The organism is Rhodococcus sp. T2V (assembly GCF_029269925.1).
GTDB classification, from domain to species: domain Bacteria; phylum Actinomycetota; class Actinomycetes; order Mycobacteriales; family Mycobacteriaceae; genus Rhodococcus_F; species Rhodococcus_F koreensis.
In genome coordinates, this window is the sequence record NZ_JARJBD010000077.1 from 29,758 (window position 1) to 49,921 (window position 20,164).

The following is a 20,164-nucleotide window of genomic DNA, read 5'->3' on the forward strand; positions in this document are numbered from 1 at the left end:
CTCCTCCGAACTCGGTAACAATCGATCTCTACCCACACCAGGAGGCGACATGAAGCGCTCACGTATCACGAGCCTCACCGCGAGCGCTCTGTGTGCCGCATTCGTCGCCTGCACCGCGGTCGCGAACGCCGGAGTTGCCGCCGCCCTGCCGATCTATCCCGCCTCCGACCCCGATCCCTTCTACGGGCAGCCGCAGGGTCTGGCGGAGGCCGCGGTCGGTGAGCCGCTCGCGGTCCGTCCGATGCCGCCGCTGCTGGCCTTTCCCGACACCGACGTCTGGCAGGTGAAGTACCGCACCACCAACTCGGAGGACCACCCGATCTCGTCGGTCACCACCGTGCTGGTACCCCGCAACCGGCCGGTGAACGGGCCGTTGCTGTCGTATCAGCACATCATCAACGCGCTCGGGCCGCGGTGCGCACCGTCGCGGACGCTGTACTCGAACGATCCCGACCTCCAGATCAAGGAGGCACCGGCACTGAACCTCGCGTTGCAGCGCGGCTGGACCGTCGCGCTGCCCGACCACCTCGGCCCGAACAGTGCCTACGGCGCCGCCCGGCTCGGCGGAACCATCACGCTCGACGGCATCCGCGCGGTGCAGCGGGTACCGGAACTGGCGGTGGCGGAGAGCCCGGTCGCGCTGGCCGGGTACTCCGGCGGCGGCATGGCCTCGGCGTGGGCCGCGGCACTCGCACCGACCTACGCCCCCGAACTGAACATCGTCGGCGTCGCCGAGGGCGGTGTGCCCATGAACATCGGCAAGATGGCCAACGGTCTCGGCATGCAACCGCATCCGGCGTTCGGTCTCGCGATGGCGGCGGCGCTCGGACTCGAGCGGGAGTACCCGGACAAGCTGCCGATCAGCGAGCAGCTCAACGACCGCGGTCTGGCGATGCGCGACGAGATGGTCAACGCCTGCACCAACGGCATTCTCGCGGCCGGCGCCGGCCGCAGCGCCACCGAGGTCGCCAAGACCACGGATCTGATGAGCAGTCCGCAGGCCTGGGAGGTACTCAACGAGAACAGCGTCGAGTTGTACCCGGGCGTTCCGACTGCACCGATCTTCGAATGGCACAGCCCGACCGATGTGCTCATCCCGGTCGATTCGATCGAGGCGACCATCGCCCGGTACTGCGCCGCGGGCGCCACGGTGCAGTCGGACCTGTTCCCGAGTCCCGATCACCTGACCACGGCCGTTCTGGGTCTGCCGACCGCCCTGGATTACCTGGACGCTCGCTTCCGCGGCGACCCGGCGCCGTCCAACTGCTGACCCGGTAGGTGCCGATCGGCGGCGGGCCACCCAGGCTCGTCGCCGGATTGTGTTCTGCCCGTGCACAGTCCGAAATGTTGAGCGTTTGAGCAGATCTACCAGGGGGTATTCCGAACCCATGCACCCCAGCACACGCACCGCAGTCGTGACGGGATCTGATTCGCCGATGGGCCGCGCCGTCGCCCTGGCACTCGCGGGAGACGGTTTCGACGTGGGCCTCGCCTATGCCGCGGACCGGGCGAGCGCCGAAGCCACGGCCGCCGACGTCGAATCCAGATCGGTGCGTGCGGCCGTGCAGCGCATGGACCTGGCCGACCTGCCCGGCTCCGCTGCCGCCGTCGACGAGTTCGCCCGGGACCTGGGCGGAATCGGCGTCCTCGTCAGCTGCCCCGGCAGCACCGCGGTCGAGTGCATCCAGCGCGCCGTGCGATACATGATCGCCGGCGGCGGGGGCGGACGGATCGTCAACGTCACCACCTCCGCGTCCGGTCTCGGCGGGCTGACGGGTCTGCTCGCCGCCGAACTGGCGCGGTACTCGATCACCGTCAATTCGGTGGTGGTGCCCGCGGTCGAACCGGACTTCGCGGCGCCCGGCCCCGACGATCGGGAAGTCGCCGACGTGGCGTCGTATCTGTGTGCGCCGGCCGGAATGTTCGTGACCGGTGCCGCGTACGTCGTCGACGGCACGAGGATCGCGATGATCCCGCACAGCCTGACCGAGGCCGGTGCGTTGCGTCCGCCCCGCCGGGCCGGCCGCATCCGGTCCTACACCGGCCGCTGGGCGCCCACCCGCTGGACGCGGTGATCCCGACCGCGGGTCCATTCGAAACCCACGGACGCGCAGCCGAAAACACGGACGCGGAGCCGAAAGCGTCGTTGCCCCCGCACACCGGGAGTACCGTGTGCGCAGGGGGCTGCGAGTCGAGAGTGACGGTGTGATGCCGGCGGCAGTGAAGGGCACAGTGGGAAACCTGCCCCACGAACTGACGAGTTTCGTCGGCCGTCGCCGTGAGGTGACCGAGGCGCGACGCCTGCTGTCCGTGTCCCGTCTGGTGACTCTCGCCGGTATCGGGGGTGTGGGGAAGACCCGGCTCGCGTTGCGGGTGGCCGCCGATGCGAGCCGCGCGTTCGAGGACGGTGTGTGGCTGGTCGAGTTGGGAGAACTCGATGACGACACCACGCTCGTCGACGCCGTGTCGTCGGCGCTGCGACTGCGGGAGCAGCGCACCGGGAACCCGGAAGTACTGCTGATCGAGTACCTCGCCGACCGGCAACTGCTGCTGGTGCTCGACAACTGCGAGCACGTGGTCGCCGCGGCCGCGGCGCTGTCGGAGACGTTGCTGCGGAGCTGTCCGGAACTGCGGATCCTCGCGACGACCCGCGAACCCCTGGCGATCGGCGGGGAGGCGGTGCTCCGGGTGCCGCCGCTGACCGTGCCCGAACCCGAACGCACCTCCCTGCAGGGCCTGCCGCAATACGAGGCCGTGACGTTGTTCGTCGAACGGGCGGCCACCGCGGTGCCGGAGTTCGAACTCACCGAGGACAACCATGTGGCGGTGGCCCGGATCTGCCGCCAGCTGGACGGGTTGCCGTTGGCGATCGAGCTGGCGGCGGTGCGGCTGCGGGTGATGTCGGCGGAGCAGATCCTGCAGCGCCTGACGGACCGCTACCGGTTGCTGACGGTGGGGTCGCGGGGCGCGCCGAGCCGCCAGCAGACCCTGCGCTTGTGCGTCGACTGGAGTCACGAACTGTGCACCGACGAGGAACGCGAACTGTGGGCGCGACTGTCGGTGTTCGCGGGCGGCTTCGAACTGGACGCGGTGGAGGGAATCTGCGCCGGCGACCTGCCCGTCGAGAACGTCCTCGACGTGGTGGCGTCGTTGATCGACAAGTCGATCCTGATCCGGGAAGAGGTCGGGCCTTCGGTGCGGTATCACCTGCTCGAGACGGTGCGCGACTACGGCCGGGAGAAACTGCAGGAGACCGGCGAGCTCGTGGCGCTGCGGAGGCGGCACCGTGACTGGTACGAGCAGTTGGTGGTGCGGTGCGAGGCCGAGTGGATCGGACCCCGGCAGGTGATGTGGATCGGCCGGCTCGACGCGGAGAAGCTGAACGTGCGGGCCGCCCTGCATTTCTGCCTGACCGAGCCGGGGGAGGCCGAACCGGGACTGCGGATCGCCGCGGCACTGTACCCGTACTGGCGTGCCCGGGGATTGCTCCGCGAGGGGCGCCGCTGGCTCGGTCAGCTGCTGGGGCGGCACCCGGGAGGAGGGAGCCGGGAACGGATCGAGGCGCTGTACGTCGACAGTGTGCTCGCGGGCATGCACGGCGACCGGGAGGCCGCGAAGGCGCTGGTCGACGAGGGGGCCGTTCTCGCCGAGCGGAACGGTGACACACTGCTCGGCGCCCTGGTGGTCCACGCCGCCGGGTGCTGCGCCATGTTCGCCGGCGACCTGCCGCGTGCGCGGGCGTGCTTCGAGGAGGCCCTGCCCGTGTTCCGCGACCGGGGCAGCCTGCTCCAACTGACGTGGGGACTGCTCGGGGTGGCATTGGTCAGCGGCATGCAGGGCGACGGGGCGGTGGCGAAGATGTGCGGATCCGAGATCTTCGCGCTCACCGAGGCCCACGGCGAATCCGTGTATCGCGGCTGGTCGCTGTGGGCTGCGGGAATGGCGGCGTGGCAGCGCGGGCACCTCGCCCTCGCCGACGATTACGTCAAGCAGGGACTGCGGCTGTCGCACCTGGTGGACGACCGGATCAGCGCGTGCGGGGCGCTCGAGGTGCTCGCCTGGGTGGCCGTCGGCTCCGGCCGGGCCCGGAACGCCGCCGAACTGATGGGTGCCGCCGAGGCCGTCGCACAGGCCGTCGGCAACCCGAGCACCGTCTACCCCAACCTGCTCGTCCACCATGCGGAATGTGAACAGCAGGCACGCGCCGTGATCGGGGACCGCGCGTTCGATGCGGCGTTCGACCACGGCATGCACACGTCCTTCGACGACGCGGTCGCACTTGCACTGGACGAGCGGCGACCCGACGCGGCGTCGTCGTCCAACGGGACGCCGCACCTGACGCGACGGGAATCGCAGGTGGCCGAACTGGTCGCCGACGGGCTGACCAACAAGGCGATCGCGGCGCGGCTGGTGATCTCCCAGCGCACGGCGCAGGGGCACGTCGAGCACATTCTCGCGAAACTGGGTTTCACCTCACGCACCCAGATCGCGGCGTGGATCGTCGAACACGCACAGGACCCGCACCCCTGACCGGGCACCCGCACGGGGCGAAATAGGTATGTCCCCGGGTCGTTCAGCCGCTGTACTTCCGCGCTGCGGACGGGATGCTCATACACGTCCCCCACTCCGGCTCCAGACCGAGGCCCCCGATGTCCACTGATCCCCGAATGCACCGAAAGCCCGACCCCCAACTTCCACTGCCCCCGCTTCTCCGTCGGGTGCACACCGTCGACCGGTGTCTTGTGTGGACCGGGGGAAAGCTGGTGGCACACGACGCGGTGGGGCAGGAACTCGCGGGGGTGGCGGCGTGACCACGGACGGTATGACCCGCTGGCAGGGAATCGCCCAGAAGTGCGAACTGATGATCCAGCGGTGCCTCAACTGCACGACCCTGCTCGCGCCGTTGATGGCCACGTGCTCCGCCTGCCAGGGTTCGAACCTCGAACGGGTCCCGTCCTGCGGTGTCGGGTCGATCGTGTCCTCGAAGGTGGTCGACCGAGGGCACAGCGGCGGCGACCGTGGCCGCGCCCCCTGCACGATCGCGATCGTCGAACTCGACGAAGGTCCGTGGGTGTACACCTGGATCGACGGCGACGTCCCTGCACCGTCCGACTGCCCGGTCCGGGTCGAGTTCCGTCCCGCGTCGACGGCGGAACAACTGCCGGTGTTCGCCGTCCGCTCCGGTGATCCGCGATGACCGCCGTGGCCGAGACCGACGGCGAACCGGAAGAAGCGTTCGGCACCGAATGGCTGCGCCTGGCGCTGCGCCGGTGCGAGTTGCTCGCGCAGATGCACTCGGTGAGCTCGGATGCACGCTGGATGATCAGTTTCGCGATCCAGTGGGCGCCGTTCGGCGGTGCGAGCGCCGCGGACCTGCTGGAACGATTCGGCGTCAACCGCCGGCGTTTCATGGAACTCGTGCTCGACGGACTCGCACCGAAGGCCACCGACATCCAGAAGATCCGTGCGATGAAAGGTCAGCTGCGGACCTCCCTCGCGCAGGCGTGGGGCGTGCAGTAGGCCCGGCCGGTCACCCCGGCAGCAGATCGTCCAGGTGGATCGGCACGTTCCGCACCCGGACCCCGGTGGCGTGACGCACCGCGTTCGCCACCGCGGCCGCGGCCCCGACGATGCCGATCTCGCCTGCCCCCTTCGACCCCATCGGGCCGGCGTGCGCGTCGACGTCGTCGAGGCACACCGCGTCCAGATACCTGATGTCGGCGTGCGTGCTGACGTGATAGGAGGCCAGGTCCTGGGTCACGACGTGGCCGAATCGGGGGTCGTTCACGCTGCTCTCGTGCAACGCCATCGACACCCCCATCGTCATGCCGCCGATGAGCTGCGACCGCACCGTCCGGGTGTTCACGACCCGGCCGATCGCGAACACGCCGAGCATGCGTTCGACTCGGATCTCGCAGGAGTCGCGGCGGACGTGCGCTTCTGCGAAATGGGCGCCGAACGAATGGAGCGCGAACTTCTCGGCCTCCGGATTGCGGAGGGTCCCCGCACTGGCCTCCGCGCCCGGGGCCGGGGTGGTGCCGTGCTCGTCCCGGAACGCGCGGGCCGCCGCGACGATCGCGCTGCCCCAGGACGTGGTTCCCGTGGAGCCCCCGGCGACGGTCGCCGGCGGAAGGTTCGTGTCACCGATCTGCAGGACGATCGAGTCCAACGGGCACCCCAGCGCGTCGGCGGCGATCTGGGTGAGCGCCGTCCACGCACCGGTGCCGATGTCGACCGAGCCGATCTGCACGGTGTAGGTGCCGTCGGACTGGTACACGATCCGGGCCACCGATCCCGGCATGGTGTTCGCGGGGTACGTCGCGGAGGCGACGCCCAATCCCACCTGCCACTCCGAGTCCGACCGCGCCCGCGCCGTCGCGTCCCGGTCCGCCCACCCGAATCGTCGGGCACCCTCCCGCAGGCAGTCGGTGAGGCGCCGCCCCGACCACGGGCGCCCCGTACTCGGGTCGGCGTCGGGCTCGTTGCGGATCCGCAGTTCGATCGGGTCGAGTCCGCAGGCCGCGGCCAGTTCGTCCATCGCCACCTCGGCCGCGAACATGCCCGGCGTCTCGCCGGGCGCACGCATCCAGGAGGGGGCGGGCACGTCGAGGGCCGCGAGACGGTGGGTGGTGCGCCGGTTCGGTGTGGAATACATCATCCGCGACGGGACCGCCGACTGTTCGGCGAACTCCTTGATCTTCGCGGACTGTTCGATCGCCTCGTGGGAGAGCGCGGTCAGGCGTCCGTCGGCGTCCGCGCCGAGCCGGACGCGCTGCACCGTCGCGGTGCGATACGCGGAGAGGGCGAACATCTGCTGCCGGGTCAGCGCGAACTTCACCGGCCTGCCTGCCGCCCGCTGGGCCGCCAGCACCGCCAGCACGTTGTGCGCGTGCGGCAGTCCCTTGGACCCGAACCCGCCGCCGACGTACGGGGCGATCACCCGCACCTGCTCGACTTCGAGTCCGAACAGCGGTGCCAGGGTCTGCCTCACGGAATGGACGCCCTGCGTCGAATCGTGCAGCGTCAGAACCGGTCCGCTGCCGACCGGGGTCCACCGGGCGATGGTCGCGTGCGGTTCCATCGGATTGTTGTGTTCCATCGCGGTCGAGTACACCTGATCGACCGTCACTGCCGCTGCGGCGAGTGCGGCGTCCACGTCGCCGTCGTCGGTGTCGGTCGGGAACCCGGCGTTGACGTCGTCGGGCGCGTACAGATCGTCTCGGCCGGAACGGAAGTCGGTGTCGTGGGATGCCTCGTCGTAGTCGACGCGGACGAGGCCCGCGCCGTGCCGGGCGACTTCCGGTGATTCCGCGACCACCGCGCCCACGAACTGGCCGCGGAAGTGGACCTCGGGGTCCTGCAGGATCGTGAGTTCCCCGTCCGAGGTGTCCACGAGACGGGGCGCGTCGAAGACCGTCAGGACCGCGAGCACCCCGTCCAGGGCTTCCGCGTCCGCCGTGTGCATCGCGGTGACCCGGCCGCGGCCGATCGTCGACAGGATCGGGTACAGATGCGCCGGGTCCTCCACCGCGTGCTCGAACGCGTACGACGCCGTCCCAGTCACCTTGTCGTGGGCGTCGAGGCGCTCGGCGGGGGTTCCGATCACCTTCGGCTCGACGAGCGTCATGGGCGTGCCTCCTCGGCGAGTGACCGGAGTACCGACACGAGTACCCGTCGGGTCAGCACAACCTTGAACTCGTTACCCGGAAGCGGCTGTGCGGCGGCGAGTTCCGACTCGGCCGCCGAGGTGAACGTGTCCTCCGTGGGCGGCGACCCGAGCAGGATTTCCTCGGCGCGCGTGGCGCGCCACGGCCGGTGCGCGACACCACCGAGCGCGACCCGCGCCGACGTGATCGCCGCGTCGCCGATCGTCAGCTCGGCGGCCACCGACACCACCGCGAACGCGAAGGACGCCCGGTCCCGCACCTTCCGGTACGCGGACCGGTTCCCGGCGGGCGGCTCGGGCAACTCCACGGCGGTCACGAGGTCGCCGTGCCGCAGGACGGTGTCGTGGTCGGGCCGGTCCCCGGGAAGCGGGTAGAACTCGCGCAGCGGGATCCGCCGTTCCCCGCCGGTATCGCGCACCACCACGACCGCGTCGAGGGCCGTCATCGCGACGGCCATGTCGGACGGATGCACGGCGACGCAGTGCTCCGACGCACCGAGAATGGCGTGGTAGCGGGCATACCCACCGAGCGCGGAACACCCGGTGCCGGGCTCGCGTTTGTTGCACGGCGTCGTGACGTCCTGGAAGTACACGCAGCGGGTCCGCTGAAGCAGGTTTCCCGCGGTCGTCGCGAGGTTGCGCAGCTGTCCCGACGCACCGGACAGGAGCGCGCGCGACAGCATCGGGTACCGGGCCCGCACCACGTCGTGCGCGGCGAGGTCGCTGTTGCGGACGGCCGCCCCGATCCGGAGCCCGCCGCCGGGAAGTGCCTCGACGCCGTCGAGGGGGAGACGGCTCACATCGACGAGGAGATGCGGCGCCGCCACCCCGAGTTTCATGTGATCGACGAGGTTGGTGCCACCGGCGAGGAACGCCGCCCGCGGATCGGCCGTGACGGTGGCGACGGCGCTGTCGACGTCGGTGGCCCGCTCGTAGTCGAAGGGAATCACGCTTCCGCCGCCTGCCGGATCGCCGCGAGGATGTTCGGGTAGGCGCCGCACCGGCAGAGGTTGCCGCTCATCCGTTCCCGGATCTCGTCGTCGGTGAGTTCGGGCGGAGCGGTCAGGTTCTCGGTGACGGCACTCGGCTGCAGGGCCAGGAACTCGTCGAACATGCCGATCGCCGAACAGATCTGACCGGGTGTGCAGTAGCCGCACTGCAGTCCGTCCTGCTCGACGAACGCCTGCTGAACGGAGTGCAACACGTCGCCGTCGGCCAGTCCGTGCGCGGTGACGACGCGGGCACCGTCGTGGGCGACGGCGAACGTCAGGCAGGACGTGGCGCGCCTGCCGTCGAGGAGGATGGTGCACGAACCGCACTGGCCGTGGTCGCAGCCCTTCTTCGGCGCGGTGACCCCGAGGTGGTCGCGGAGCGCGTCGAGCAGAGTGGTGCGGGTGTCCACGTCGAGGGTGCGTTCCTCGCCGTCGACGGTGAGCACGATTTTCCGGTAGCGGGGGCTGTCCGCGGCATTCATGGCGGGAGGTTACCCGCGGTGACCGCTCCCGAATCGCTGTCCGCGGTGGTTCCGCCGACGACTCCTGGAGGATGGCCGCACCCTCGGTCGCCGCGGCGGAAGGGCTGAGCTGACCGGTCGGCTCTCTCACTGTTCGGGCAGGCTGCCGGTCTCCAGGAAGATGACGCGCCTGCCGATCTCCACGGTGTGGTCGCAGAACCGCTCGTAGAAGCGGCCGAGCAGGGTGATGTCGACGGCCGACTGGACACCGTGCGGCCAGTCTTCCGCCTGAGTGATCGTGAACAGGCTGCGGTGGAGGTCGTCCATCGCCTCGTCCGCCGTCAGCAATCCGCGGGCGCGCTCGGGGTCGCGGTGCTGCAGCACCTGCTCGGTCTCCCTCGCCTGTGCGACGGCGACGGTGCCCATCTCGGTGAACACGTCCCGCACCTCGTCGGGGACCACGTGGTCGGGATGCCGCCGGCGGGCGATCTTCGCGATGTGCACCGCGAGACCGCCCATCCGGTGCAGATCCGCGGAGATGTGGAGACCGCCGACCATGAATCGGAGATCGTGGGCCACCGGAGCCTGCAGCGCCAGGAGTGCGAACGCACGCTTCTCCCAGTGCGCCGCGGCATCGTCGAGCTCGCCGCTCACGTCGATGACGTGCTCGGCGAGCTCGAGGTCTGCCTGCAGCAGTGCGTCGCTCGCCTCCGACATCGCGGTGACGGACAGCCGGCACATGGCGGCGAGGTCGCCGGACAGACTGTCGAGATTTTCCGCGAAACGAGTACGCATCGGCTCAGCCTAGGGGTGTTCTGGGACAAGTGCCTCGCTCTACCGGGGGTCGGCGTGGGCCAGCTTCCGGTACCCCTGGGCACCCGCCCGGTCGACCGCCGTCTTGACCAGGCCGAAGACGATGCCCTGCACGGCGGCCGCGATCAGCACTTCGCGGGTGCTGCGGGACAGATCCTTGGGGTCGGGAGCCTCGGATTCGCCTGCGACACGCTTCCACACCTGACCGAACACGGCACTTGCCGCTATTCCACCGGCGACACTCGCAGCGAGCGCCAACGGCTTGTACATCGCCTTCGATGCGGCGCTCATGTTCCCGCCCTTCGCATTCGATCCCGTCGATCGATCTCCGCTGGTCGAGTACCCGGATTCGACGTCCTCACACGCCGCGGTCGTGACCGGGGGATTGTTTCGTTCGGGGCGTGGTTGGCGAATGCGTTCCGTATGACCCACGAATCAGCCGGAGAGCCGACGCCCGCGTCATCATGATCTCGCCCCACGACTACATGTTCTACACACCGCTCCTGCCCGAGGTGGCGTGGGACCGGGTGGTGCTCACCCCCGGATCGGTGACCCGGCTGTTCGACATTCCTGGACTCGCCGAGCACGCCAGGGGACTGAAGACGCCGGCCGAGGCACTGTACTCCCGCGACCAGCTGCTTACCCAGATCGAACTCGCCGAGCGGGACACCGACCCCGCGTCGCCGACGCCCGCCGGACGGTCGTCGTGGTCGGTGCGTCCTACGCGGGCACCGAACTCACGGCCCAACTCCGCGCCCTGGCCGACGAAGCAGCGTCCCGGCGCAACCTCGACCCCGCGAAGATCCGGTTCCTGCTGCTCGACGCCGCCGACAAGGTGATGCCGGAAGTGGGGGAGAAGCTGGGCGACAAGGTGCTGGAGGTGCTGCGCTCCCGCGGCATCGAGGTGCGACTCGGCACCACCCTGACGGAACTCGGATCCGAATACGTCACTCTCGACGACGGACCGTCGTTCCCACCCGCACGGTCTCCTGGGTGACGGGTGTGACAGCCGGCCCCCTCGTCGACACACTCGGATTGCCCACCGAGAAGGGCAGATTGACGGTGCGCCCCGACCTCTCGGTCGACGGGCATCCCGACGTCTTCGCGGGCGGCGAGCCTGGGCGTCGGCGACGCGAAGCCGCACACCCATCGCGACATGGGTCTCGTCGTGGATCTGGGCCCGGGGTTCGCCGTCGCCAACCCCCTCTGGATCCGGCTGTCGGGGTTTCTCGCGAAGGTAGTCACGCGGGCATATCACCTCTACGCCATGCCGAACACCGCCGATCGCTGGGCGGTCGCGCTCGCCCACCTCACCGACCTGATCTTCCCGCGTCCACTCGGGTCGATCGGGCTGGTCACCGATTCCGAATCACGGTTCGCGGCCGGTGAGGAAATCGGAGCGCAGACCTGAAGTCGGGCATTGCCGACGCGACACGGCTCACGTTTTCGATGCGGTCGGGGAGGGTAAGCGCGGAGAGTCCGTCAGGTACCGATCGAGGGAGTGGTCGTCATCGAGGCACATCGCGACACGTCGGCGTCGGCTTCGGATGTGTGGGCAGTCCTCGCCAACGGGTGGCTGTACCCGTCGTGGGTGGTCGGCGCGTCCCGGATGCGTGCCGTCTCCGCCGACTGGCCCGCGGTGGGAAGCCGACTGCACCATTCCGTCGGCGCCTGGCCCGCACTGATCGACGACTCCACCGAGGTTCTCCTCGCCGAGGAGAACAGTGAACTCCGGCTGCTCGCGCAGGTGACCCCCACGAAGGCGATCGTGCGGCTGCGGCTGGAGCCGCGTGGATCCGGGTGTCATCTCCAGATGTCGGAGGTCGCGGCCTCCGCTCCGTTGTCCTGGGTTCCGCGGATTGCGCAGGACCTGGCGGTGCTCCCACGCAATCTCGAATGCCTGCGCCGACTGTCGTTCCTCGCCGAGCGAAACACCAAAGCCTGACATCGTCGCAGTACAGACAGTCGGCGGCGTCGTCATCGGAACCGGGCGCCGCGACACCGCTGGCGGTCAGGAACTTTCGGCGTCGATGCGGGCAAAGAGCCATCGCGGGCCGACCGTGACGGCCCCGAGTGCCTCGACCCTGGCTCGAAGGCCACGATCGGCGGTGACGACGGTGATCGGCCGGTCGCCGTCTTTCTCGGCGGCCACCACGTCGACGATCGCGTCGTCGCCCGAACCGTCCGCCGACACCACCCGCAGACCGTCGAATTCCCGATCCTGCTCCCCGGCAACCGCGGCCTTCGCCGCACCCTCGATCACGACCACCACCTCGGCCGGTGGGTCCAGCCGCTGGTCCAGGGCGCCCAGTTGGACGAGCAATCGCCGGGCCGCACCGGCACGATCACGCCACCAGCCGTCGGGCCGCGAGCCGACGACGTTCGCCGCATCCACCACGATCAGTGCAGTCCTGTCGTCAGTCATTTCCACAGTTTCCCCTCTCCGGAGACCGGATTCACCGGGTCTCCCGAACCGGGCAGCTGTGGGTGCTAAGACAGTGGTGACAGTGCGTCAGGGCGAGGAGGCCGAAATGGACGTCCGCTTCATCTCCGACGACGGTGTGCGTTCGTGTGCGGCGACCGAGTTGAAACAGTTGCTCGACCGGCCCGACGGATTGGTCTGGGTGGACATCCCGACCTGGGACGAACAGGCACACGACGCATTGACCACAGTTTTCGGATTTCATCCTCTCGCCGTGCGCGATTCGGAGCACCGCAATCAGGTTCCGAAGGTGCACCGGTACGTGGACCACTTCTTCGTGGTTCTGCACGCGCCGCAGTCGGGCGCACACGGGCACGTGCACTACGTCGAACTGGACCAGTTCATCGGTACCCGCTACCTGGTGACGGTGCACGGCCCCGTGAATCCGGCGATCGACCCCTCGACGGCGATGGTCGAGGTGAATGTGGTGCTGGGCCGACTGGAGTCGGGCAAGTTGCGGCCCGGCACGGCATTCGAGTTGTCGTTCGTCCTCCTCGCCGCATTGACGGCACGGATGCGGGCTTACACCGCCGAACTGACCAAGGACGTGTGGAAGCTCGAGCAGCAGGTCACCGGCGGGCACCTCGGTGATCCGGAGACGTTTCTCGACGAGATGTTCCGGGTCCGGCACGGTCTGCTGACGGTCGGCACCATGGCCGCGTTGAGCGGGGAGGTGTACGGCAGGATGGTCACCATCGAGGCGTTCGGCGCCGGTAAGGGGCAGGACCTCCTGCTCGATGCGGTCGATCAGTTCCAGCACCTGACCGTGATGGCCAGGGGACAGAAGGATTACCTCCAGGGCACGATCGAGTTCTACCAGGCCCGCACCAACACCAAGATGACCGTCGCCGCGGAACGCCTCGCCGTCATCGCGGCTGTCACGCTGCCAATTACCGCCCTGTCCTCGATCATCGGCATGAACGTGATCGTGAACGAACGGACGCAATGGCCCTCCGTCGCCGTGATCGTGCTCGTCATGCTTGCCATGTCCGGGGCACTGCTCGTCTGGGCGAAGCGCAAAGGCTGGTTCTGACGCGAACGTGTGACCGCCTTCTGCGAGTCGGGGGACCGTGGCCATCGGTCGAAACCAGTCGTGAGTCCACCACGCGTCTGGCGGGTCGGCTGTGTGACTGGAGGGACGCCGGTGGCGACGGGGAGCGCCTTCGAGACGATTGGGGATTTCAGCCACTGGCGCGAGGGGCCGGTTGTGATGTACAACGTACTCGTAAGTTTGTGACTCAGGTCACTCGATCGCTATTACGGGGTACGCCAGCACATGACCCGCACCACGGTGCAACAGCACGATCTGCACACGATGTCGCCGCCCTCCACTGAGGAGCAGTCGACTCGGCGCACACTGCGCCCGACCGTGTACATCGCTTCCGTCTCGGCCGCGACAGCGACCGCGCCCGCCATCGTCGTGACGGGCTCCGTTCTCGTCGCGGTGGCCACTTCCGTGTCAGTGCTCGCTGCCGTAGCGCTCGCCGCGCTCTTGATCTGACCGTCGTCCGCATCGCGGACGCACCCTTCGACCATCCCGCGGCTCTCGCCGACGCGGAAGACAGAAAGCACTGGCAATGAACACCTTCACGCCCACCTCGGCTCGCAATCGTGGCTTCGCCCCTTCCCGTGGTTCGATGAGCACGGCGGAGATCAAGAACCGCATCGAAGCGATGTTCCGCGAGGACGACGAGCGCGAGTCGATTGCAGTTCGGGCGGAGTAGGGCCGACGCCGGTTCTCACGAACTTTCGCCACGCACTTCGTCGCGAAGTTGTGAGTCGAGGGAGACCCGCACGAGGGCGGCTGCCAGTTCCGCGACCCGGCCCTGCGGGGCGAGGTCGGACAGTGCGTCGGAATCGCCGGCTCCGATCACCTGTGCGCGATCTTCTCCACCCTGTCGAACGCGTCGTGAACCGTGCTGCACGCGGGAATGGTCGCGCTCAGCCCGATGGCCTCGATCGGGCGCAAGACCGCCCGATTCCCCGCTAAGGCCCACGTAATATGCTGCCGCCGAGCAGATTCCGCGAACTCGGACAGAATTGACAGTCCGGACGTCCCGACGAAGTCGACCGCGGTCATGTCGACGACGACCCGTGAGAACGAGCCTCCGTCGGTCAGATGTGCGAGAGCAAGCGCGAAGGACGGTGCGGCGAGCACATCGATGTCGCCCGAGATTCGTCCCACGGTGGCGTCTGCGTACGGTGCGAATTCGACGGTCATGCGCAGCCCGCGGTCGTGGGTGGGTATATCCGGAGAGCAATGGATGGTCGGAGACACAGGCGGGGGAGTGGCGTGGAACGACGTGCGTGATGTCTTCATGACCCTCCGATCGCGTGCACCCTGTCGGTCGCAGTGCGCTATCGGTGGAAGGAACGCACTGGCAGGAGGATCGCAGCGGCATGGGAGTGCGCGCAAATCCGTCCACCGCGCACTGCTGCGGCCTCCAAACAATCTGCGGCTGTGTTCTCAACCACGCGCGATCAACACTACGGCCCTACCAGGTGGGCATCAACCGATTGTCAACACATTCCGACCTCAGTCGAACTTCGAATTGTGATGCGCGATGACTTCCCGCGCGACACCGGTGAGCTTGATGTTCATGTCCTGCGACGTCTTGCGCAACAGGTCGAAAGCCCGGTCCTCCGAGATGTCATGGAAGGCCATCAACAGCCCGATGGCTTTCCCGATCTCGCGGTTGCTGGCAAGGCCGTCGCGAAGCGTCTGCGCTTCCTGGTGTTCATGGAGCGCTGTCAACGTCACCGCCGCGAACGCCGTGATCAGAATCGCCTGGTCGATCGATTCGTCGGTGAGTTCTCCGGGGTTGTCCGCGAATAGGTTGAGTGCGCCGACCTTCCGTCCACGGATCATGAGCCGGAACCCAGCGGCGCCTCGGACGGGAGTCTCGGCAATCGTCCGCCGGGCGAGCCGCGGCCATTGCGTCGAACGCGCGAGTTCGGTTTCTACCTGCGGTGCGTCATTCTCGATCGCATCGAGGCAGGGTCCTTCCTGCTCAGCTCGCTCGAGTGCGTCGACGTGCGCGGCGACCTCGTCGCTCGCCGCCACGGTGATATGACGATCATTCTGCTTCAGCATGAGGCTGGCGTGCGCACACCCGGGGACCAGGGTCGCCGCGGCATCGCAGATGGCCCGGTAGACGTGATCGAAGTCGTCGCCGTTGTACACCATCTCTGCCAACTTCGCGAAGACGACGCTGGGACTGGCGCCTCCCATACGTGCCGTCCCCGAAGGATCATTCGGCATGACTCGCCTCCCGAGGTGCGACAACGCGGCGTGAACCGGGCGCCGCAGTTCGAGCGACGTCCGCACAATTCTGCCAGAACGGCGACCCCTGCCGGTGGATCGAGCCGACGGTGGCCGACCTGGGACCGACCCGGTTCGACTATTGCCGGCGTTGCGGCCGATGGGTACTATCGAACGTATATTCGAATTACCTCAGGGGAGGGCTGGTGGTGGGGGATGTGGTGGCACCGGATCTGGAGGAGTTGCGGGCGTTCACGGCGCGGTTGCGGTGTGTCGGGCCGTGTGGTGAGGCGGGGTTGGGGATCGAGTGGCTCGCTGCGGTGGAGACGTTGAAGTCGGTCGGATGTGCGGTGCAGGCGGTCGTCACCGATGATGTCGCCACCTGCATGCGGGAGGACCGCAAGGCCCGGGGTTGCCGCGGGCGGAGTGGGGCCGCGGTATCGCCTCGCAGATCGCGTTGGCGCGCAGGGAGTCCCCGAGCCGTGGTGGCCGGCATCTGGGGTTCGCGCAGGCGGTGGTGCACGAGATGCCGCACACGTTGGCGTTGTTGCGGTCGGGTCGGTTGAACGAGTGGCGGGCGACGTTGCTGGTGCGGGAAACGGCGTGTCTGTCGGCGGCGGATCGCGCGGTGGTGGATCGGCGGTTGTGTTCGGACCCGGACGTTCTCGACGGGGTCGGGGACCGCGGCCTGGTCGCGAAGGCGAAGGCCCTGGCGGTGGAACTGGATGCCGCCGCGGTCGTCCGGCGGCATCGTAAGGCGGTGTCGGAGCGGCGGGTGACGACGCGGCCGGCGCCGGATTCGATGGCCTATCTCAGCGTGTTGATGCCGGTCGAGCAGGCCGTGTGTGTGCAGGCCACGCTGGGGCGCGATGCCGACAGTCTCATCGCGACCGGCGAGAGCGGTGGCCGCACCCGCAATCAGCTGATGGTGGATCTGTTGTTCGCACGCGGCACCGGAGCCGACGTGGGGTCGGGTGTTCCGGTGGCGGTGAATCTGGTGGTTTCCGACGAAACACTGCTGGCGGGTGAGAGTGAGGCGGCGGATGTGGCGGGGTTCGGGCCGGTGCCGGCGGGGATCGCGCGGCAGCTGGTGGCGGACGCCCTGGATGGTGATACCACGGTGACCTTACGAAACGTCTACGCGTGCCCGTTGTCGGGGTCGTTGACGGCGATGGAGTCGCAGTCGCGGACGTTCCCGAAAAGCTTGCGAAAGTTGATCGATCTCCGCGATCGGACGTGCCGGACGCCGTGGTGTGATGCGCCGATCCGCCATCATGATCACATCCTCTCGCGCCGAAACGAGGGTGCCACCACGGCACATAATGGGGCCGGGTTGTGCGCGGCGTGCAATTACGCGAAGGAGGGCGACGGCTGGACCGCCCGCCCCGTCAGGAGGTATGGCCGAACGCATCTTTTCGACCTCGGCACCCCGACGGGGCACCGCTACCGGTCCGCGGCCCCACGCCTCCCGTCCGCGGCGCGGCGGTCGGAGATCGAGGCGATTCTGATCGCGCATCTGCGAGCGTCATGAAGCGACTCTGCCGGAGCACCGTGTAACACCGCTGCGGCGTTGGGCGACTTGTCTGTTAACGCGTTGACACCTACTCGGGTGTCGGTACGCGCCACGAACGGATGGGGTAGACCATGAAACGTCGCGTTTCAGCACGCAAGGTCGCGCAGCGACGGAGGATCGCAGGCAGTCTGGTCGCCCCTGGCGCACTGGGACTGGCGGCACTGCTCGCGACACCATGGTCGAACCCGGGCTCACCCGCCACGACGGCGACAGCCTTGACCGCAGCGGCCTCGAATGCGTGCTACGACATGGTCAGCATCGCCGTGGCCGGCCGCGGCGACAGTCCGAGGCCGGGGACCCACCAGATGCTCGTGGCACCGGACGGCACGCCGCTTCCCGCGTCCTACTCCAGCAACTACACCAGTCCCTGGATCGACGAGGTGGTGAACGCGCCGCAGCAATCCGTCGGCGGAGGCTCCTACGCCGCGGTGTACATCGAGTACCCGGCGAACATGAACTCCTACGAGGACGCCGTGAACGCCGGCGTCGACAACACCGAAACCGTCATGCGCTCCATTCACGCGTCGTGCCCCGACACGAAGTTCTCGATCGTCGGCTACAGCGAAGGCGCCGACGTCGCGAGACGCGTTGCGATGGAAGTCGGGAACCAGGACGTCCAGGACGGCTCGTACGAGATTCTCGATCCCGCTTCCGTTGTCGGCGTCGTCATCCTGGCGGATGCCGGCCGCAATCTCGGCGAAGGAGCATTTCCGGGCGCCGAGAACGAATTCCGCAATCCCGACGGCTTCGATCTCGCCTACCAGTCAGGTCAGACCGGCACACCCGGGCGAGGTGCTCTGCCCGGGACGTCCGGCAGCTTCGGGGCGTTGGACGGCAAGGTGGCATCGTTCTGCTCGGAAGGCGATCTGACCTGCTCCGCTCCCGAGAACATTGCGCTGCTGCAACTCGCGATCAACGTGGGACGCCAGTTGAACGTCGACGCGTTGCAGAAGGAGGGGCTGACCCCGGCGACGGGACAGGATCTCGCAGTGGTGATCGGGCAGATCGCTCTCGCCGCGTTCGCGGACATCCAGTCGCAAGACAATTGGATGCAGTCCGACGAGACGTTCCTCGACGTGTTGGTCAAGGTGTCGGATCCGGCGTACAAGCCCACCGATCCCGTTGCGGCGCAGTCCGACACGCCGGCTGGTCCGATCTCGTCCAACCAGGCGGTCGACCTCGTCTACCTGCCCGCGAAGGTGCGGAACGAAATCATCGGGTTCATCGCGGATAACCAGAACACGATCCAGGTGGCGATGAGCGATCCGTACCAGCAGACGCTGGGGGAGGGGACGGGTCACCACTTCGACTACTGGCGTGACGCGAACGCCGGAAACGGGAAACCTCTGACGTCTGCCCAGTACGCAGCGGCCTGGCTGACGCACCTCGCGCAGGAAGCGGAGAAGGGCGAGGCGCGCACGGCTGCGCCGCAGCAGTCGACAGCGAAACTCGCCGCCGCCTCGACGAAGGATGTGGAAGCAGCGCAGGTTGCACCCACCACACCGGCCGCCGCGAAGAAGCCCGCGTTGGCCGCCAACACGGTGAGTGCAGCCACGACGACCACCAGCTCACCGGCACCCACGACGGTCGCCTCCACGACGTCGCCGGAACCCACGACCGCAGTGGAGGTGGCCGCAGTAACCACGACGTCGCTGTCTGTGCCGCAGGCCGTCTCGGAATCGTCCGCTGTGGCGACCACCACCTCGGAACCCACGACGATCACCGCGGCGGAGTCGGTGACCACCACCACGCCGGTCGTCACCACGACGACTGTGCAACCGGCGGCCGGGTGAAAGTCGTCAGCCTCGGCCGGCATCCCGTGCCGCCCGTTCGACGCGGGACCGGTAGTTCTCCCACCACGTGCGCTCTGCTGTAGGCAGGTTGTCGTTGTCCGCTCTCAGCCCGGCGGTTCCGTCGACGAGTTCCCGGACGATGTCGGCGTGGCCCGCGTGCCGGTGAGTCTCGGCGATCACGTGCACGAGAATCCGATGCAGTGTGACGTCGCGGCGGTCTTCCGGCCAGTGCGGTATCCGTCCGGGCGCGTCGAGCGGCAGCGTCCGGACGGTGGCGTCCGTGTACTCCCACGCCCGGCGGTACAGGCCGACGATATAGTCGCGTGACTCGTCAGCCGTCGCCCACATGTCCACATTGTCTTCGGCGTCGTCGGTCACCCACGGTGGGAAGTCTGCGGATCGGCCGAAGGGCTGCCCGAAGTAACCGATCTCGACGCCGGTCAGGTGTTTGACCAGCCCCAGCAGGTTCGTGCCGGTTGCGGTCATCGGTCGGCGGATGTCGTACTCGGACAATCCGTCCAGCTTCCACAGCAGCGCGTCGCGTGCGGCCTGGAGGTAGTCGTGGAGGTCTGCCTTCGGATCGGTCAATGCCCCTCCTGATCGGTCAGCGGCAATGCGAGATGGTCAGTCGCCCGCAGAACATCACCAGCGCGGCAGCGGTGGCGACGAAGAGACCGGGCCTGCCCATCGTGTGATGGGCAGGCCCGGTTCCGGAATGTGGGCGTCTAACGTCGCCCGGTCACGAGTTTGACCAGGAACAGGAGTATCACCGCGCCGAGGAGGCAGGTGAAGAAGCTGAACCACAGACCGCCGCCTTCGACGTCTGTGCCGAAGAGGCTGAGGATGAAGCCGCCGAGGAGTCCGCCGACGACTCCGACGACGATGTTGAGGATGATCCCCATCTGGGCGTCGGTCTTCATGATCTTGCTGCCGATCCACCCGGCGAGACCGCCGATGATGATCCAGCCCAGAATTCCCAGTCCTAGGGCATGTCTCCCAATAGTTTGAGCCATTCGACGATGCCGGCGAGCAGGAATCCGGCCCGGTAAGTCAGGGCGAGTTTGTCGTACCGGGTTGCCACCGCTCGCCACTGTTTTGCCTTGTTGAAGGCCCTTTCCACCA

At 68.1% G+C, this 20,164-nt stretch carries 21 protein-coding genes and 3 pseudogenes; 12 read left to right on the forward strand and 12 right to left on the reverse strand.

Annotation, left to right across the window (positions count from 1 at the left end; all coding sequences use genetic code 11):
* The first annotated feature begins 49 nt into the window (after positions 1-49).
* The 5 genes from P3H15_RS40130 to P3H15_RS40150 all read left to right on the forward strand — a co-directional run bounded on the left by P3H15_RS40130 (position 50) and on the right by P3H15_RS40150 (position 5,520).
* Positions 50-1,270 carry a lipase family protein gene (locus tag P3H15_RS40130; RefSeq protein WP_276142359.1) on the forward strand — a complete coding sequence of 407 codons (1,221 nt, stop codon included), beginning with the start codon at positions 50-52 and terminating at the stop codon, positions 1,268-1,270.
* A 145-nt stretch (positions 1,271-1,415) separates the two neighbouring features.
* Positions 1,416-2,075, forward strand: coding sequence for an SDR family NAD(P)-dependent oxidoreductase (locus tag P3H15_RS40135; RefSeq protein ID WP_276142360.1), 660 nt, complete (start codon positions 1,416-1,418; stop codon positions 2,073-2,075).
* A gap of 97 nt (positions 2,076-2,172) precedes the next feature.
* Complete coding sequence (locus tag P3H15_RS40140; protein WP_276142361.1) at positions 2,173-4,530, forward strand: LuxR C-terminal-related transcriptional regulator; 2,358 nt, start codon at positions 2,173-2,175, stop codon at positions 4,528-4,530.
* Between the two features lie 277 nt (positions 4,531-4,807).
* Positions 4,808-5,197, forward strand: a complete 390-nt coding sequence (locus P3H15_RS40145) for a Zn-ribbon domain-containing OB-fold protein (protein WP_072946215.1) — start codon at positions 4,808-4,810, stop codon at positions 5,195-5,197.
* The gene (locus P3H15_RS40150) at positions 5,194-5,520 is read left to right on the forward strand and encodes a hypothetical protein (protein WP_276142362.1); all 327 of its coding nucleotides are present in this window, start codon (positions 5,194-5,196) and stop codon (positions 5,518-5,520) included. The genes P3H15_RS40145 and P3H15_RS40150 overlap by 4 nt, the downstream gene beginning before the upstream one ends.
* Before the next feature lie 10 nt (positions 5,521-5,530).
* Here P3H15_RS40150 and P3H15_RS40155 read toward each other — a convergent pair whose 3' ends face one another.
* The 5 genes from P3H15_RS40155 to P3H15_RS40175 all read right to left on the reverse strand — a co-directional run bounded on the left by P3H15_RS40155 (position 5,531) and on the right by P3H15_RS40175 (position 10,223).
* A complete protein-coding gene (locus P3H15_RS40155; RefSeq protein WP_276142363.1) occupies positions 5,531-7,627 on the reverse strand; it encodes a xanthine dehydrogenase family protein molybdopterin-binding subunit in 2,097 nt (698 codons plus the stop codon).
* A complete protein-coding gene (locus tag P3H15_RS40160) occupies positions 7,624-8,616 on the reverse strand; it encodes a xanthine dehydrogenase family protein subunit M (RefSeq protein WP_276142364.1) in 993 nt (330 codons plus the stop codon). The genes P3H15_RS40155 and P3H15_RS40160 overlap by 4 nt, the downstream gene beginning before the upstream one ends.
* On the reverse strand, positions 8,613-9,140 hold the full coding sequence (locus P3H15_RS40165) for a 2Fe-2S iron-sulfur cluster-binding protein (RefSeq protein WP_276142365.1): 528 nt from the start codon (positions 9,138-9,140) through the stop codon (positions 8,613-8,615). The genes P3H15_RS40160 and P3H15_RS40165 overlap by 4 nt, the downstream gene beginning before the upstream one ends.
* 126 nt (positions 9,141-9,266) lie before the next feature.
* Complete coding sequence (phoU, locus tag P3H15_RS40170) at positions 9,267-9,914, reverse strand: phosphate signaling complex protein PhoU (RefSeq protein ID WP_160093812.1); 648 nt, start codon at positions 9,912-9,914, stop codon at positions 9,267-9,269.
* 39 nt (positions 9,915-9,953) lie between these two features.
* Positions 9,954-10,223 (reverse strand): DUF4235 domain-containing protein, encoded by a 270-nt coding sequence (locus P3H15_RS40175; protein ID WP_276142366.1) that lies wholly within the window; start codon positions 10,221-10,223, stop codon positions 9,954-9,956.
* A gap of 173 nt (positions 10,224-10,396) precedes the next feature.
* On the opposite strand from P3H15_RS40175, the pseudogene P3H15_RS40180 reads away from it, so the two are divergent.
* Positions 10,397-11,343: pseudogene (locus P3H15_RS40180) on the forward strand (NAD(P)/FAD-dependent oxidoreductase).
* Between the two features lie 90 nt (positions 11,344-11,433).
* Positions 11,434-11,877, forward strand: a complete 444-nt coding sequence (locus P3H15_RS40185) for an SRPBCC family protein (protein ID WP_276142367.1) — start codon at positions 11,434-11,436, stop codon at positions 11,875-11,877.
* Between the two features lie 66 nt (positions 11,878-11,943).
* On the opposite strand, the gene P3H15_RS40190 is transcribed toward P3H15_RS40185, so the two are convergent.
* Entirely contained in the window at positions 11,944-12,357 is a 414-nt protein-coding gene (locus P3H15_RS40190; RefSeq protein WP_276142368.1) for an NYN domain-containing protein, read from the reverse strand.
* 106 nt (positions 12,358-12,463) lie between these two features.
* Between P3H15_RS40190 and P3H15_RS40195 the strand changes: the two genes are divergently transcribed.
* The 3 genes from P3H15_RS40195 (at position 12,464) to P3H15_RS40205 (ending at position 14,138) form a co-directional block, all read left to right on the forward strand.
* Positions 12,464-13,447, forward strand: a complete 984-nt coding sequence (locus P3H15_RS40195) for a magnesium transporter CorA family protein (RefSeq protein ID WP_276142369.1) — start codon at positions 12,464-12,466, stop codon at positions 13,445-13,447.
* A gap of 243 nt (positions 13,448-13,690) precedes the next feature.
* A complete protein-coding gene (locus tag P3H15_RS40200; RefSeq protein ID WP_276142370.1) occupies positions 13,691-13,915 on the forward strand; it encodes a hypothetical protein in 225 nt (74 codons plus the stop codon).
* 76 nt (positions 13,916-13,991) lie between these two features.
* The gene (locus tag P3H15_RS40205; protein WP_179377706.1) at positions 13,992-14,138 is read left to right on the forward strand and encodes a hypothetical protein; all 147 of its coding nucleotides are present in this window, start codon (positions 13,992-13,994) and stop codon (positions 14,136-14,138) included.
* Positions 14,139-14,153: 15 nt separating this feature from the next.
* Here the strand turns inward: P3H15_RS40205 and P3H15_RS40210 are convergent, their stop codons facing one another.
* From P3H15_RS40210 to P3H15_RS40220, 3 genes are all read right to left on the reverse strand, one after another.
* On the reverse strand, positions 14,154-14,288 hold the full coding sequence (locus tag P3H15_RS40210) for a hypothetical protein (protein ID WP_276142371.1): 135 nt from the start codon (positions 14,286-14,288) through the stop codon (positions 14,154-14,156).
* Positions 14,285-14,635: an STAS domain-containing protein gene (locus tag P3H15_RS40215; protein ID WP_276142372.1), complete on the reverse strand. Its 351-nt coding sequence runs from the start codon at positions 14,633-14,635 to the stop codon at positions 14,285-14,287. Before P3H15_RS40215 ends, P3H15_RS40210 begins: the two co-directional genes overlap by 4 nt.
* Positions 14,636-14,950: 315 nt before the next feature.
* Entirely contained in the window at positions 14,951-15,676 is a 726-nt protein-coding gene (locus P3H15_RS40220; protein WP_276142373.1) for a GAF and ANTAR domain-containing protein, read from the reverse strand.
* 209 nt (positions 15,677-15,885) lie between these two features.
* On the opposite strand from P3H15_RS40220, the pseudogene P3H15_RS40225 reads away from it, so the two are divergent.
* Positions 15,886-17,207, forward strand: a pseudogene (locus P3H15_RS40225) (DUF222 domain-containing protein).
* 113 nt (positions 17,208-17,320) lie between these two features.
* On the forward strand, positions 17,321-19,042 hold the full coding sequence (locus tag P3H15_RS40230; RefSeq protein WP_276142374.1) for a cutinase family protein: 1,722 nt from the start codon (positions 17,321-17,323) through the stop codon (positions 19,040-19,042).
* A gap of 6 nt (positions 19,043-19,048) precedes the next feature.
* Here the strand turns inward: P3H15_RS40230 and P3H15_RS40235 are convergent, their stop codons facing one another.
* The 3 genes and pseudogenes from P3H15_RS40235 to P3H15_RS40245 form a co-directional block, all read right to left on the reverse strand.
* Positions 19,049-19,630 carry a DinB family protein gene (locus P3H15_RS40235; RefSeq protein WP_276142375.1) on the reverse strand — a complete coding sequence of 194 codons (582 nt, stop codon included), beginning with the start codon at positions 19,628-19,630 and terminating at the stop codon, positions 19,049-19,051.
* Between the two features lie 137 nt (positions 19,631-19,767).
* On the reverse strand, positions 19,768-20,055 hold the full coding sequence (locus P3H15_RS40240; RefSeq protein WP_276142376.1) for a GlsB/YeaQ/YmgE family stress response membrane protein: 288 nt from the start codon (positions 20,053-20,055) through the stop codon (positions 19,768-19,770).
* Positions 20,025-20,164: pseudogene (locus P3H15_RS40245) on the reverse strand (IS5 family transposase); the annotation flags it as partial. The pseudogene P3H15_RS40245 and the gene P3H15_RS40240, both read right to left, overlap by 31 nt.

Bases quoted from the DNA above. Each gene is read 5' to 3' on its own strand.
- P3H15_RS40165 (WP_276142365.1), bottom strand. From the start codon at position 9,140: ATGAATGCCGCGGACAGCCCCCGCTACCGGAAAATCGTGCTCACCGTC.
- P3H15_RS40175 (WP_276142366.1), bottom strand. From the start codon at position 10,223: ATGAGCGCCGCATCGAAGGCGATGTACAAGCCGTTGGCGCTCGCTGCG.
- P3H15_RS40215 (WP_276142372.1), bottom strand. From the start codon at position 14,635: ATGACCGTCGAATTCGCACCGTACGCAGACGCCACCGTGGGACGAATC.
- P3H15_RS40240 (WP_276142376.1), bottom strand. From the start codon at position 20,055: ATGGCTCAAACTATTGGGAGACATGCCCTAGGACTGGGAATTCTGGGC.
- P3H15_RS40155 (WP_276142363.1), bottom strand. From the start codon at position 7,627: ATGACGCTCGTCGAGCCGAAGGTGATCGGAACCCCCGCCGAGCGCCTC.
- P3H15_RS40230 (WP_276142374.1), top strand. From the start codon at position 17,321: ATGAAACGTCGCGTTTCAGCACGCAAGGTCGCGCAGCGACGGAGGATC.
- P3H15_RS40150 (WP_276142362.1), top strand. From the start codon at position 5,194: ATGACCGCCGTGGCCGAGACCGACGGCGAACCGGAAGAAGCGTTCGGC.
- P3H15_RS40220 (WP_276142373.1), bottom strand. From the start codon at position 15,676: ATGCCGAATGATCCTTCGGGGACGGCACGTATGGGAGGCGCCAGTCCC.
- P3H15_RS40200 (WP_276142370.1), top strand. From the start codon at position 13,691: ATGACCCGCACCACGGTGCAACAGCACGATCTGCACACGATGTCGCCG.
- P3H15_RS40205 (WP_179377706.1), top strand. From the start codon at position 13,992: ATGAACACCTTCACGCCCACCTCGGCTCGCAATCGTGGCTTCGCCCCT.
- phoU (WP_160093812.1), bottom strand. From the start codon at position 9,914: ATGCGTACTCGTTTCGCGGAAAATCTCGACAGTCTGTCCGGCGACCTC.
- P3H15_RS40130 (WP_276142359.1), top strand. From the start codon at position 50: ATGAAGCGCTCACGTATCACGAGCCTCACCGCGAGCGCTCTGTGTGCC.
- P3H15_RS40190 (WP_276142368.1), bottom strand. From the start codon at position 12,357: ATGACTGACGACAGGACTGCACTGATCGTGGTGGATGCGGCGAACGTC.
- P3H15_RS40195 (WP_276142369.1), top strand. From the start codon at position 12,464: ATGGACGTCCGCTTCATCTCCGACGACGGTGTGCGTTCGTGTGCGGCG.